This is a genomic window from Micromonospora sp. NPDC051296, from assembly GCF_040682255.1.
Lineage (GTDB): Bacteria > Actinomycetota > Actinomycetes > Mycobacteriales > Micromonosporaceae > Micromonospora > Micromonospora craterilacus.
The window spans coordinates 1-12,136 of sequence record NZ_JBFBAO010000213.1; the positions used below are offsets into that span (position 1 = coordinate 1).

A 12,136-nucleotide genomic window follows, 5' to 3' on the forward strand; every position below is an offset into this window, starting at 1 on the left:
GGTGCTCGCGCCGAACGCGTACGCCCGGCAGGGCTACCTGGCCGGTGCCGACGCGCTGCGGGCGGCCGACCTGAACACCGCCTTCGCCGACCCGCGGGTACGCGGGGTGGTCTGCACCCGCGGCGGCTACGGCGCGCAGCGGGTGGTGGACGCGATCGACCTTGAGGCGGTCCGCCGTGACCCGAAGGTGGTGGCCGGCTTCTCCGACATCACCGCCCTGCAACTGGCGCTGTGGCGGGGCGCCCGGCTGGCCGGGGTGCACGGGCCGGGGGCCGCCTGGCGGGACGAGCGCACCCCGCTGTCCTCGGCGGAGTCCCTGCACGCGGCGTTGACCACCACCGAACCGGTCACCGTACGCGCCGTCGAGGGCGAGGAGACCTTCGGCGTACGCGTGCCGGGGCGAGCCGTGGGCCGGCTGCTCGGCGGCAACCTCTGCCTGGTGGCGGCCTCGCTGGGTACCCCGGACATGCCCGACCTGACCGGGGCGGTGCTGCTGCTGGAGGACGTGCAGGAGCCGCCGTACAAGGTCGACCGGATGCTGACCCAGCTGCGCCGGGCCGGCGTGCTGGACGGGCTGGCCGGGGTGGCGGTGGGCCAGTTCACCGACTGCGCGGACGGCTGGGAGGTCGGCGTCGCCGACGTCCTCACCGAGCGCCTCGGCGACCTGGGTGTGCCGGTGCTGGGCGGCCTGCCGATCGGCCACGGCCCCGGTCAGCTCACCGTCCCGGTCGGCACGCTGGCCACCCTCGACACCGACGCCGGCACGCTGACCGTCGCCCCCGCCGTCCGCTGAAGCGTCGAAGCTGCCGGTTCGTCCGGTTCGCCGGGCTGGATTGCCAGCTCGCTGACAGCTTCGGCACGGGTCACCCCCAGACACGGCCGTCACTGTCGGTGACGTCAACGCACACCGACGAGTTGGAGGATCGATGTCCCGCACGATCTCGAAGAAGCACCTGCTGGCCGGGCTGGCCGCCGCGGGCGTACTCGGCGTGGGGATCGCCGCTCCCACCGTGGCCCTCGCGGACGACAAGAGCACCCCGAGCGCCAGCGCGAGCGCCGAGGACCAGCAGGACAGCCAGCGGCCGGAGCGCACGGAGCAGCGACAGGCGTTCGCCGAGGAGCTGGCCCAGGAACTCGGCGTACCCACCGAGAAGGTGACCGCAGCGCTGGAGAAGCTCCGCGAGCAGCACAAGTCGCAGGGGCGGCCGGACGGCGAGCACCGTGAGGGCCGCGGCGGGGAACGCGGACCGAAGGGCTCCGCCGAGGACCGCAAGGAGGCGCTGGCCGAGCGGCTCGCGCAGGCGGTCAAGGACGGCAAGCTCACCCAGGAGCAGGCCGACGCGATCACGGCGGCCGTGGAGGCCGGTGTGTTCGGCGGGCCGGGCGGCTGGGGCGGCCCGGGTGGCCGTGGCGGTCAGGACGCTGCCGGCAAGTGACGCCGGTGCCCGCGGGCCGGCGTCGTCAGACGTCGGCCTCGGGCTCCGCCGCGCCCCCGTCCGGTCGGCCCGGCGCGGACGGGGGCCGCTGGCCCTCCGTCAGCAGTCGCAGTCGCCGTACCAGGTCGGGCCGCTGCCGCCCGTACCGCTCCTCGAACACGGCCAGCACCGACTGCGGCACAGCGAGTCCGTTGCCCCACTCGTGCAGGTACAACAGCGTCTCCGCGAACGCCACGTCGATGGGCATCGGGAGCGCGGTGCCGATCTGTACCCTCAGCCACCTGTTCGCGTCGACGTCCATCACCCGATCGGCGCACCGCAACGACGCGACCCTCACCTCCGGGTGAGCCAGCAGGTCTCCGGCGGCCACCAGGACCGTCGTCACCACCGTGGCGGACGCCTCGTGATCCTGGGCTAGACGGTCGAGCAGCAGCCGCAGGTAGGCCGCCCGGTCCCAGTCCTCCACCAGTCCGGCGGCGGCCACCACCAGCTTGACGCACCGCAGGTACACCTCCAGGCGATGCTGCTCGGTCGCCGGACGTAGCGGGAGCAGCCAGGCCTCGATCAGCGCGTGTCCGACCGAGGAGGTCGCGCTGCCGCCCAGCTCCGGGAAAGTGGCGAGAGCCGTCTGGAGCTGGGCGTACACCGGCTCCACCGCGTGTACCGCGAGCGCGACGGCCGCGTCGCAGCTCAGGTGGGCCGTCCGCAACAGCCGGGCCACCTCCTCCGGCGCGACGCGGTAGCCGTGCCCCGGGCGGGTCGCCGCACCGAGCGTCCAACCGAGGTCCAGGTCCGGCGGCAACGCGAACCGCTCGTCGGACCAGATCCGGACGTCCCGGTCGGCCCCCCGTCCCAGGCGTTCCAGCGCCAGCAGGTCGTTGAGGTCACTCCACTCGTCGGGATCGAGCTGGGACCGCCAGAGACCAACCTCGGCCCGCCACGCGTCGGCCGGATCGGCCGCTTCCGGGAACAGCCCCCGGCCGGTCACCTCACCGGCGGCGACGAGGATCAGCAGCAGGAGGTTGGCGCCGTAGGCGGCGTAGCGGGCGGGCACCCGCAGACGGCGGGGCCGGTAGCCGTCGAAGTGGCGGGTGCCAGTCGCGTGCGGCGCGGCCTGGAACAGCCGTAACAGCAGCTCCGCCCAGGCCGCCCGGTACGCCTCGTCCCGGCCGGCCAGCCGCTCGGTGAGGAAGGCAAGCACCGTGGTCCGGGTGCTGAGCACGGCGTACGAGAGCAGGGCGTGCAGCAGGTCGTCGTCGACCCGCTCGCCACCCCAGCCCAGGCCGGTCGAGTCGTACCGGTGCACCAGTTCGTCGACCACCTGACCGGTGAACCGGGCGACGAGATACTCGCCGAAGGTGGCGTGCAGGAACTCGTACGTCTCGCGGTGCGCGTCAACGGCCGAGGCGCGGGCGCGGTGGATGAAGAAAAACCGGCCCAGCAGCAGTTCGGCGGGGGCCAGCGAGGGGCGCAGCCCGACACGTTCCCCGTCCGGCGTCCCGATAAACCTCAGCGCGGTCAGGTCGGCGTCCAACTCCGCCGAGGTGACCCACTGGGCACCCCGGTTGAACATCGCGAACGCGACCACGGCCAGCCGGCGCAGTTCCTCCTCGACGGCCTGGTCGAGCATCCGCTCCGGCAGCCCGACGCGGTGCTTGGCCACCTCGCGCCGGGCGAACCGGCTCAGCAACCGCTCGTACAACTCCCCTCGGCGCAGGTCACCCGCCTGGCGCAACTCGCCGCCCTCGGCGTCGTAGAGAGCCAGCATCAGCAGCAGCAGCGGCTGTTCCGCCAGCTCGCGGTGGGACAGCACGGTCGCCCGGTCCAGCGGGCAGGTCCCGACGGCCCGAAAGGCGGCCGCGTTGACCCGGTTCCAGGTGTCGACCCAGGCGGCCACCCGGGCGTCGTCGAAGGGTTCCAGCCGGATCGCGACCGTCCCGGTTGGCGGCTGGGCCCGGTCGGCCACGCTGGTCCGGCTGGTGACCAGCACGGCCACCGGCCGCCCCTGGTCGGCCTCTCGGGTCTGGAACGCGGCGACGCGGCGCAGGTAGTCGGTCTGGCTGACGCCGGTGGCTTGGAGCAGTTCGTCGAAGCCGTCGAGCAGCACCACCGGGAGTGCGTCCCCGGCCGAGCGTGCCAATGCCGGCCAGTCGATCCGCTCTCCGGTGTCCTTGCGGATCGCCTGCTCCATCTGGTCCTGGAGGTCGGCGTCCGCGTCGACCTCGCGGAGTACCACCCGGACCACCAGGAAATCGGCCGCCGGCAGCCGCGCGGCGACGATCCGGGTGAACACCGACTTGCCCGAGCCGGGTTGCCCGAGCACTAGCAGCGGTGCCCGGGTGGCACCGGACGAGGTGAGGTGAACCACGAGCGACTGCCACAGGTCGTCACGCACCGGCTGGTCGCGCCACCACTGCTCGTCGCTCGGGCGGACGCCCGGGTGCAGCTCGGCGATCCGGCACAGCGGCGGGACGTACGCCGCACCGAGAGTCGGCACGGTCAGCCCGGCCGGTATGTCACCAGAGGTGAGGATCGGCCGGCGCAGTTCGGCGGCGTACGCGGCGGCGAGCCCGGCGCGGCGGCCGTCCGGTAGGCCGCCCGTGGACAGCGCGGTCAGGGCACGCTGGAGTTCGTCCAGCCCGAGGGCCAGTTGCCGAAGTTCTTCCCGGGTCGCCTGGTGCTCGTGCAGGCCGAGCCAGAACGACACCTCGGGGAAGTCGACGGCCAGCCGGGTCAGCAGCTCCCGGTGCCGGTCGACGGCAACGGGCGGCAGCGCCTTCAGCGCGGTGCGGGTCTCTACCCACCGCGCCTCACTGAGCGCTTCGACGACGGCGAGTCCGCGCAGGAAGTCCCCGAGGAATAATGAGAGCCCGTCGTAGTACCGGAACAACTCGATCCGCAGGGCCGAGTACGGCAGGTGTGGGCCGGGCACCGGGGCTGCGGTGGCGAACAGCGCGGCGGTGACGTCGTCGGCGGCGAACCGGGCCCCCGCCAGCGACAACTGCTCGGCCCGGGTGATCCGGGCCGCCGCGAAGTCGAACGGCAGGCCGAGCTCGCCGAGGGTCTCGAAGAACGCGGTGACTGCGAGCACCGCGTGCGCGGCCTCCAGCCGTTGCGTCCGGCCGTACCGCGACAGGCCGGTGCGCCGCTCCGACACGGTACGCACCAGCTCGTGACCGAGCCGGATGAGATCCGCCCTGGCGTCGAGGAGACCGAGCAGCGCCGGCACCGGCACCGAGGCGCCCAGCAGCGCTCCCCCGGTCAGCGTGTCGAGCCGTTCGACGAATGGACTCTTCTCCCCGCCGAGCAGGCGTACGGCGTCGGCGTAGCCGAGCGTGTCGGGCACCGTGGTCCTCCTCCCCAGGTACGGCAGACCCGCCAGCATGCCCGGACCGGGCAACCCGCACTGCCGGGTAGCCGGACCAGACTATGTGGACGTTCCCGCGGTGCCGGGGTTCAGGCGATGCAGGCGCAGACGATCAGCGCGGCACCGAAGTGGGTGGCGGCGCTGACCCGGGCCACCGGGTGCGGCTCGTCGGAGCAGATGACCTCGCCGAGCCGGCCAGGGGTGAGCAGGTCCAGCACGAGGAAGGCCAGCGCCATGATGGCCAGGCCGACCAGCCCGAAGATCACCGTCGAGGCCAGCCCCTTGGCGAAGTCGCTGTAGCTGGTCAGGATCGCGGTGAACACGATCCCGGCGATGCCCAGCTGGTTGGCGGCGAGCAGCAGACCGGCGTTCGCGTTGCGGCGGATCCAGATCAGTTCCCGCAGCTTGCCCGGTGTGAGCAGGTCGACCAGCACGAAGCCGGCGGCCATCAGGCCGACCCCGACGACCCCGAACACCACGCTCTGCCAGGCTCCGCTGAGCAGATCCTCCAGCACCGACTGCCTCCCCGACCGTCTCCGGCCGGCGGGTGCCGGCACGGTGATCGAGACGATAGCGGCCGGACGCAACGCCCGGTGCCGGGCCCTTCGCGGGACCCGGCCGCCGCCGGCAGCTACAGCGACAGGTAGCGCTGGCGCTCGTACGGGGTGACCTCGCGGCGGTACTGCTCCCACTCGGCGCGCTTGTTGCGCAGGAAGAAGTCGAAGACGTGCTCGCCGAGCACCTCGGCGACCAGCTCCGAACCGGCCATCACGTCGATCGCCTCGGCGAGGTTCTCCGGCAGCGGCTCGTACCCCATCGCCCGCCGCTCGGCGCTGGTCAGCGACCACACGTCGTCCTCGGCGCCCGGCGGCAGCTCGTACCCCTCCTCGATGCCCTTCATCCCGGCACCGAGCAGCACCGCGAAGGCCAGGTACGGGTTGGCGGCCGAGTCGGGCGAGCGGATCTCCACCCGGGCGGAGTTCGGCTTGCCGTACGCCGGGACGCGGACCAGCGCGGAACGGTTCAGGTGACCCCAGCAGACGTACGCGGGGCTTTCGGTGACCCGGTCCGGCAGCGCCTGCGGGAACAGCCGCTTGTACGAGTTGACCCACTGGTTGGTGACCGCGGTGTACTCGCGGGCGTGGGTCAACAGCCCGGCGATGAACGCCCGGGCCACTTTGGACAGCTTCATCGGGTCGCTGGCGTCGTGGAACGCGTTGCGCTCCCCCTCGAACAGCGACAGGTGGGTGTGCATCCCGCTGCCGGGCTGGTCGGTGAACGGCTTGGGCATGAAGGTGGCCTGCACCCCGGTGGAGAGGGCCACCTCCTTGACCACGTGCCGGAAGGTCATGATGTTGTCGGCGGTGGTCAGCGCGTCCGCGTAGCGCAGGTCGATCTCCTGCTGGCCGGGGGCGACCTCGTGGTGGCTGAACTCGACCGAGATGCCGATCCGCTCCAGCGCCAGCACCCCCTGGCGGCGGAAGTCCCGCGCCACCGCGTGGGTGGTGTGCTCGAAGTAGCCGCCGGTGTCCACCGGAACCGGCACCGAGCCGTCCATCGGCCCGTTCTCCAGCAGGAAGAACTCGATCTCGGGGTGGGTGTAGAAGGTGAAGCCCTTCTCCGCCGCCTTGGACAGCGCCCGGCGCAGCACGTGCCGGGGGTCGGCCCAGGACGGGCCGCCGTCGGGGAGCAGGATGTCGCAGAACATCCGGGCGCTCTCGCCGCTGACCCCGCCCTCGAACGGAAAGACCTGGAAGGTGGTCGGGTCGGGCATGGCGACCATGTCCGACTCGAAGACCCGGGCGAAGCCCTCGATGGCCGAGCCGTCGAACCCGATGCCCTCCTCGAAGGCGGCCTCCAGCTCGGCGGGGGCGACGGACACGCTCTTGAGCGTGCCGAGCACGTCGGTGAACCAGAGCCGGACGAAGCGGATATCCCGCTCTTCCAGCGTACGGAGGACGAACTCCTGCTGACGGTCCACTGCCCCAACCTTCCGCGACACGCTCTGTCCGCCTGCGACCGGGCCCCGCCCGGACTGACCGACCAGTCTCCACCGGCCCGATTACGCAGACGTTACGCGAACCGCCGCCGCCGCGTCCCGGCCAGTCCCGACCGGCGGTCGCCGACCTGCCGGCGAACCGGCGTCCGGCCACGCCGGGCGCCGCCGGTGCCCGGGGTCTGCCCGCGCCCCGCGTGTCGGCCGCATCCCGCTGCGGCAAGATGAGGGCATGCCCACCCTGCGTCTCGCCCTGTGCCAGGTCAACCCCAGCGTCGGCGACATCAGCGGCAACGCCGAGCACGTCCGCGCCTGGACCCGCCGGGCCGCCGACGCCGGTGCCCAGCTGGTCCTGTTTCCGGAGATGATGTTGACCGGCTACCCGGTGGAGGACCTGGTCTTCCGGCGGTCCTTCGTCGCCGCGTCGAAGGCGGCGCTCGACCGGCTCGCCGCCGACCTGGCCGCGGACGGGCTGGGCGAGCTGCCGGTCGTGGTCGGCTACCTCGACGCCGACGGCCCACCGCAGGTCAGCGGGGACGCCGAGCCGGGTCGAGGGGCCCGCAACGCGGCCGCGCTGCTGCACCGGGGCAAGGTGGTGGCCAGCTACTTCAAGCACCACCTGCCCAACTACGGCGTCTTCGACGAGGACCGCTACTTCGTGCCCGGCGGCATGCTCACCGTGGTCCGCCTCGGCGGGGTGGACGTGGCGCTGACCATCTGCGAGGACCTGTGGCAGGCCGGCGGCCCGTTCGCCGCCGCCCGGCAGGTCGGGGTCGGGCTGGTGGTCAACATCAACGGTTCGCCGTACGAGCTGAACAAGGATGACATCCGGCTGCCGCTGGTCCGTCGCCGGGCCGCCGAGGCCGGGGCCACCATCGCGTACGTCAACATGATCGGCGGCCAGGACGAACTGGTCTTCGAGGGCGACTCGATGATCGTCGCGGCGGACGGGACGCTGCTGACCCGGGCGCCCCAGTTCGTCGAGCATCTGCTCGTGCACGACGTGCAGCTGCCCGAGGCAACCGAGCGCGGCGGGCACGCGGCGGCGGACGAGACGGACGGCGTGGAACTCGCCGACGGGCTGCGGGTGGTGCGCCGTACCGTCGACGGCATCCCGCCGGCACCGACCGGTCCGGCGGCAGCCGGCGGGATCATCGAGCCGGTCGCCGACGAGGCCGAGGTGTGGCAGGCGCTGGTGCTCGGGCTGCGGGACTACGTCGACAAGAACCGCTTCCCCTCGGTGGTGCTCGGGCTGTCCGGCGGCATCGACTCGGCGGTCGTCGCGGCCATCGCGGTGGACGCGCTCGGTCCCGACCGGGTGGTCGGGGTCTCCCTGCCCAGCCAGCACTCCTCCGAGCACAGCCGGGAGGACGCGGCCGACCTGGCCAAGCGCACCGGGCTGGACTACCGGATCGAGCCGATCCAGCCGATGGTGGACACCTTCCTGGCGAACATGTCGCTGTCCGGGGTGGCGGTGGAGAACCTCCAGGCCCGGGTACGCGGCGTGATCCTGATGGCCCTGTCCAACCAGGAGGGCCACCTGGTGCTCACCACCGGCAACAAGAGCGAGCTGGCGGTCGGCTACTCGACCCTCTACGGCGACTCGGTCGGTGGGTTCAACCCGATCAAGGACGTCTGGAAGACGCTGGTCTGGCGGCTGGCCAAGTGGCGCAACGCGGAGGCGGCCCGGCTGGGCGAGACGCCGCCGATCCCGGAGAGCTCGATCGGCAAGCCGCCGAGCGCCGAGCTGAGCCCGGGGCAGCTGGACAGCGACACGCTGCCCGACTACGACGTGCTCGACCCGATCCTGATCGGCTACATCGACGGCGACCTGGGTCGCGAGGGCCTGGTGGCCTCCGGTCACACCCCGGAAATGGTGGACAAGGTGCTGCGGATGGTGGATACCGCCGAGTACAAGCGCCGCCAGTCCGCACCGGGCACGAAGATCTCGATGAAGGCGTTCGGGCGGGACCGGCGGTTGCCGATCACCAACCGGTGGCGGGAGCACGGCTGAGCGCCCCTCCCGGAGTGAATTCCTCCACTCCGCCCTGCCGCCGCTCGCCCGAATGGTGGGACGATCGCGGCGGAACCCGGGGACCGCGTACGCGGCCTCGAGGAAGGAGACAGTCATGGTGGAATCCACCCCGGCCGAGGTGACCGCCCTCTACGGCGGTCCGGCGACCCGGCGGGTCCGCACCCGCGACCTGATCGCCGCCAAGGAGCGCGGCGAGAAGTGGCCGATGCTCACCTCGTACGACCAGTACACGGCCTCGATCTTCGACGCCGCCGGCATCCCGGTGCTGCTGGTCGGCGACTCGGCGGCGAACAACGTCTTCGGCTACGAGACGACCCTGCCGGTGACCGCCGAGGAACTGCTGCCGCTGGTCCGGGCGGTCGTCCGGGCCACCCGGCAGACGCTCGTCGTCGGTGACCTGCCGTTCGGCTCGTACGAGGAGGGGCCGACCCAGGCGCTGCGCACCGCCGTCCGGTTCATGAAGGAGGGCGGCTGCCACGCGGTGAAGCTGGAAGGCGGCCGGCGCTGCGCCGACCAGATCGCCGCCATCGTCGGCGCCGGCATCCCGGTGATGGCACACATCGGGTTCACCCCGCAGAGCGAGCACACGCTCGGCGGCTACCGCGTGCAGGGCCGCGGTGACGCCGCCGAGGACGTGGTCGCCGACGCCCGGGCGGTGACCGAGGCGGGCGCCTTCGCGGTGGTGCTGGAGATGGTCCCCGGCGAGGTCGCCAAGCGGATCACGGCCGAACTGCCGATCCCGACGGTGGGCATCGGCGCCGGCCCGGAGACCGACGCCCAGGTGCTGGTCTGGCAGGACATGGCCGGCCTGCGAACCGGCAAGACCCCCCGGTTCGTGAAGCGCTACGCCGACCTGGCCGGTGTGCTGGGCGAGGCGACCCGCCGCTTCGCCGACGAGGTCCGCGACAGCCAGTTCCCCGCCGCCGAACACACCTTCTGAGTACGCCGGGCGACTCGACCGCCCGACGTCGAGGCCGGGGTGCGGCCGATTTTCGACCGCACCCCCGCTCGGGATTCTCCCGGCCTCGGTCAGCGCCGGACCTTCAGCCACACGGTTGTCACCGGTGCCGACGCGGTGGTGACCTGGTCGAGCGGAACGTGCGCGCCGCCGGGGCGACGGAACAGTCGCACGCCGTCCCCCAGCAGCACGGGCGCGATGAACACCAGGATCTCGTCGAGCAGGCCCGCCGCCAGGCACTGAGCCGCGACCTCCGCGCCGAGGACGTTGACGTACCGGTCGCCGGCGGCGGCCTTGGCCGCGGCCAGCCCGCGGGTCAGGTCGTCGACGAAGACGACGCCGGGTACGGGGTCGGTGGGCGGCCGGTGGGTGAGCACGAACTGCGGGCCCGTCCACGCTCCGCCGAAGGCACCTTCCTTTTCGGTGCCACGATTCGGGTCGTCGCCGTGGAAGGTGCGGGCACCGATGAGCAGCGCCCCGATCTTCCCCACGAGATCGTCGGCCACCGGGTTGGGACCGCCGAGATGCTCGGTGAGCCAGGACATGTCACCGCCGGGACCGGCGATGAACCCGTCGAGTGACATGGTTGCGGAGTACAGAACCTTGGTCATGGTTGTTGAGACGACGTCCGCCGGAAAAGGTCATCGGTCGAGGCGCGGCGGCAGCCGGAACGCCGGGAAGAGCGCGGGCTCGTGGAACGCCGTGAGCTCGGTGATCCGGCCTTCCTCGATGTGCAGCACCCCGATCGCGAACGGTACGTACGACCGCTCCGCCGGCCGCCGCACGTAGGATGCGGCGGCCAGCTGGCCGTTGGCCCCGGCCGGCAGCATCCGGAACGCACCCACGTACTCGGGCAAGCTGGGATCCCAGCTCACCGACAACGCGGCGAGCACCGCGTCCCGGCCGGCCAACCACATCGGATACGGCGGCATCGTCGTTCGCACGTCCTGAGCCAGCAGATCGGCGACCGTGGCGAGATCACCCTGCTCGACCGCCGACATGTACCGGCGCAGCACCCTGCGCTCCTCGTCGGTGGGCGGTGCGGACGGCGCCCAGTCCGCCCGGCCAGGTGGCAGGTGCCCCCGCAGCGTCGCCCGGGCCCGTTGCAGCGCGCTGTTGACCGAGGCGACCGTACCGTCGAGCACCTGGGCCGTCTGCCGGGCCGGCCAGCCCAGCACGTCGTGCAGGATCACCGCGGCGCGCTGCCGGGGCGGCAGGTGTTGGATCGCGGCCAGGAAGGCCAACTCCAACGTCTCCTTCGCGACCACCGCCGCCTCCGGCTCATCCGAACGCGGCGCGACCGGCTCCCACAAATGGTCGGGAAACGGCTGCAGCCACCCGACATCGACCACCGTGGCTTGCGGCGGCCGCAGGTCGGACGGCGGACCAACGTGGTGCGGGAGCACGCGCCGGGCCCGGCCGGCGAGAACGTCGAGGCAGGCGTTGGTCGCGATCCGGTACAGCCACGCGCGCATCGAGGAACGCCCCTGGAACCCGTCGCGGCCTCGCCACGCCCGTAGGAACGTCTCCTGGACCAGGTCCTCCGCCTCGTCGAACGACCCGAGCATCCGGTAGCAGTGCACGCGCAGTTCGCCCCGGTACCGCTCGGCCCGTTCGGCGAAGCCCCGGTCGTCGCTCACCCGGCGACGGTACCCAACTGACCGCGACCGGCACCTCATGCTCGCCCAACTGCGGCCGACACACCGCCCGTGTCCTAGCATCGCTCAGCACCGGTGAAGCACGTTTCCGGGGAAGCAGCTAAGGTACTTTTCGTGAACTTTACTCGCATTTCTACCGCTATGGTCACCTGCGTCTCCCTGTTGGCTCTCACCGCCTGCGGCGGGGATGACGCCGCGCCCCAGGCCGAGTCCTCGCCGTCGGCCACCGTGGCATCTCCCACCACGGCTTCTTCCCCGGACCTTCCGGCCACCTCGGCGCCGTCGACGGCAGCCGGCGCAAAGACCGTGAGCGACAAGGCGCTCTGCGAGTCGGCCAAGAAGGCCGGGGAGTCCATGAGGGAGACCCTCCTCGCCGCCCTGACGTCCGGTGCGGAGCCCTCCCCGGCCCTGTTCAAGGAGACCTTCACCGGGTTGGAGAAGGCATTGACCACGGTGGCCGCCACCGCCGGCAGCGACAGCAAGGTGGTCGGCGCCCTCGGGCAGTTCAGCGCGGAGGCCGCCAGGGCGGCAGCGGCCGCCGATCCGGGAGCGGCCGCGGACAACCCGGACTTCCTGAAGGCCGGCCAGGACCTCAGCGCGGCCTGCAAGAAGGTCGGCGTCAACGCCACCTTCTGACCCGGAGCCCAACGGCTCGCTTTGTCACGTCGCGGCCCGCCGGCAATGCC

The 12,136-nt window shown here is 72.2% G+C and carries 10 protein-coding genes; 5 read left to right on the forward strand and 5 right to left on the reverse strand.

The features are described from left to right. Nucleotides 1–793, forward strand: a 793-nt coding sequence (locus AB0M52_RS21380) for an LD-carboxypeptidase (RefSeq protein WP_363956311.1), incomplete at its 5' end; no start/stop codon positions are given. A gap of 133 nt (nucleotides 794–926) precedes the next feature. Beyond that, nucleotides 927–1,436 (forward strand): hypothetical protein, encoded by a 510-nt coding sequence (locus AB0M52_RS21385; RefSeq protein ID WP_363956314.1) that lies wholly within the window; start codon nucleotides 927–929, stop codon nucleotides 1,434–1,436. 25 nt (nucleotides 1,437–1,461) lie between these two features. Here the strand turns inward: AB0M52_RS21385 and AB0M52_RS21390 are convergent, their stop codons facing one another. The 3 genes from AB0M52_RS21390 to glnA all read right to left on the reverse strand — a co-directional run bounded on the left by AB0M52_RS21390 (nucleotide 1,462) and on the right by glnA (nucleotide 6,784). Continuing rightward, the gene (locus AB0M52_RS21390) at nucleotides 1,462–4,782 is read right to left on the reverse strand and encodes a hypothetical protein (RefSeq protein ID WP_363956317.1); all 3,321 of its coding nucleotides are present in this window, start codon (nucleotides 4,780–4,782) and stop codon (nucleotides 1,462–1,464) included. A gap of 110 nt (nucleotides 4,783–4,892) precedes the next feature. Continuing rightward, complete coding sequence (locus AB0M52_RS21395; RefSeq protein WP_363956319.1) at nucleotides 4,893–5,318, reverse strand: DUF350 domain-containing protein; 426 nt, start codon at nucleotides 5,316–5,318, stop codon at nucleotides 4,893–4,895. Nucleotides 5,319–5,434: 116 nt separating this feature from the next. Beyond that, nucleotides 5,435–6,784 (reverse strand): type I glutamate--ammonia ligase, encoded by a 1,350-nt coding sequence (gene glnA, locus AB0M52_RS21400; RefSeq protein WP_363956322.1) that lies wholly within the window; start codon nucleotides 6,782–6,784, stop codon nucleotides 5,435–5,437. Nucleotides 6,785–7,031: 247 nt separating this feature from the next. Here glnA and AB0M52_RS21405 point away from each other — a divergent pair, with 247 nt between their 5' ends. After that, entirely contained in the window at nucleotides 7,032–8,813 is a 1,782-nt protein-coding gene (locus tag AB0M52_RS21405) for an NAD+ synthase (RefSeq protein WP_363956325.1), read from the forward strand. 115 nt (nucleotides 8,814–8,928) lie between these two features. Next, complete coding sequence (gene panB / locus AB0M52_RS21410; RefSeq protein ID WP_363956328.1) at nucleotides 8,929–9,774, forward strand: 3-methyl-2-oxobutanoate hydroxymethyltransferase; 846 nt, start codon at nucleotides 8,929–8,931, stop codon at nucleotides 9,772–9,774. 89 nt (nucleotides 9,775–9,863) lie between these two features. Here panB and AB0M52_RS21415 read toward each other — a convergent pair whose 3' ends face one another. Together AB0M52_RS21415 and AB0M52_RS21420 are read right to left on the reverse strand one after the other, a co-directional pair. After that, the gene (locus tag AB0M52_RS21415; RefSeq protein WP_363956331.1) at nucleotides 9,864–10,403 is read right to left on the reverse strand and encodes a dihydrofolate reductase family protein; all 540 of its coding nucleotides are present in this window, start codon (nucleotides 10,401–10,403) and stop codon (nucleotides 9,864–9,866) included. A gap of 30 nt (nucleotides 10,404–10,433) precedes the next feature. Continuing rightward, entirely contained in the window at nucleotides 10,434–11,432 is a 999-nt protein-coding gene (locus tag AB0M52_RS21420) for a sigma-70 family RNA polymerase sigma factor (RefSeq protein ID WP_363956334.1), read from the reverse strand. 372 nt (nucleotides 11,433–11,804) lie between these two features. On the opposite strand from AB0M52_RS21420, the gene AB0M52_RS21425 reads away from it, so the two are divergent. Continuing rightward, nucleotides 11,805–12,086, forward strand: a complete 282-nt coding sequence (locus AB0M52_RS21425) for a hypothetical protein (protein ID WP_363956336.1) — start codon at nucleotides 11,805–11,807, stop codon at nucleotides 12,084–12,086. The last annotated feature ends 50 nt before the right edge of the window (nucleotides 12,087–12,136 follow it).

Excerpts from the sequence above, each read along its gene's own strand:
- AB0M52_RS21385 (WP_363956314.1), top strand. The coding sequence starts at position 927 with ATGTCCCGCACGATCTCGAAGAAGCACCTGCTGGCCGGGCTGGCCGCC.
- AB0M52_RS21405 (WP_363956325.1), top strand. The coding sequence starts at position 7,032 with ATGCCCACCCTGCGTCTCGCCCTGTGCCAGGTCAACCCCAGCGTCGGC.
- panB (WP_363956328.1), top strand. The coding sequence starts at position 8,929 with ATGGTGGAATCCACCCCGGCCGAGGTGACCGCCCTCTACGGCGGTCCG.
- AB0M52_RS21415 (WP_363956331.1), bottom strand. The coding sequence starts at position 10,403 with ATGACCAAGGTTCTGTACTCCGCAACCATGTCACTCGACGGGTTCATC.
- AB0M52_RS21425 (WP_363956336.1), top strand. The coding sequence starts at position 11,805 with ATGAGGGAGACCCTCCTCGCCGCCCTGACGTCCGGTGCGGAGCCCTCC.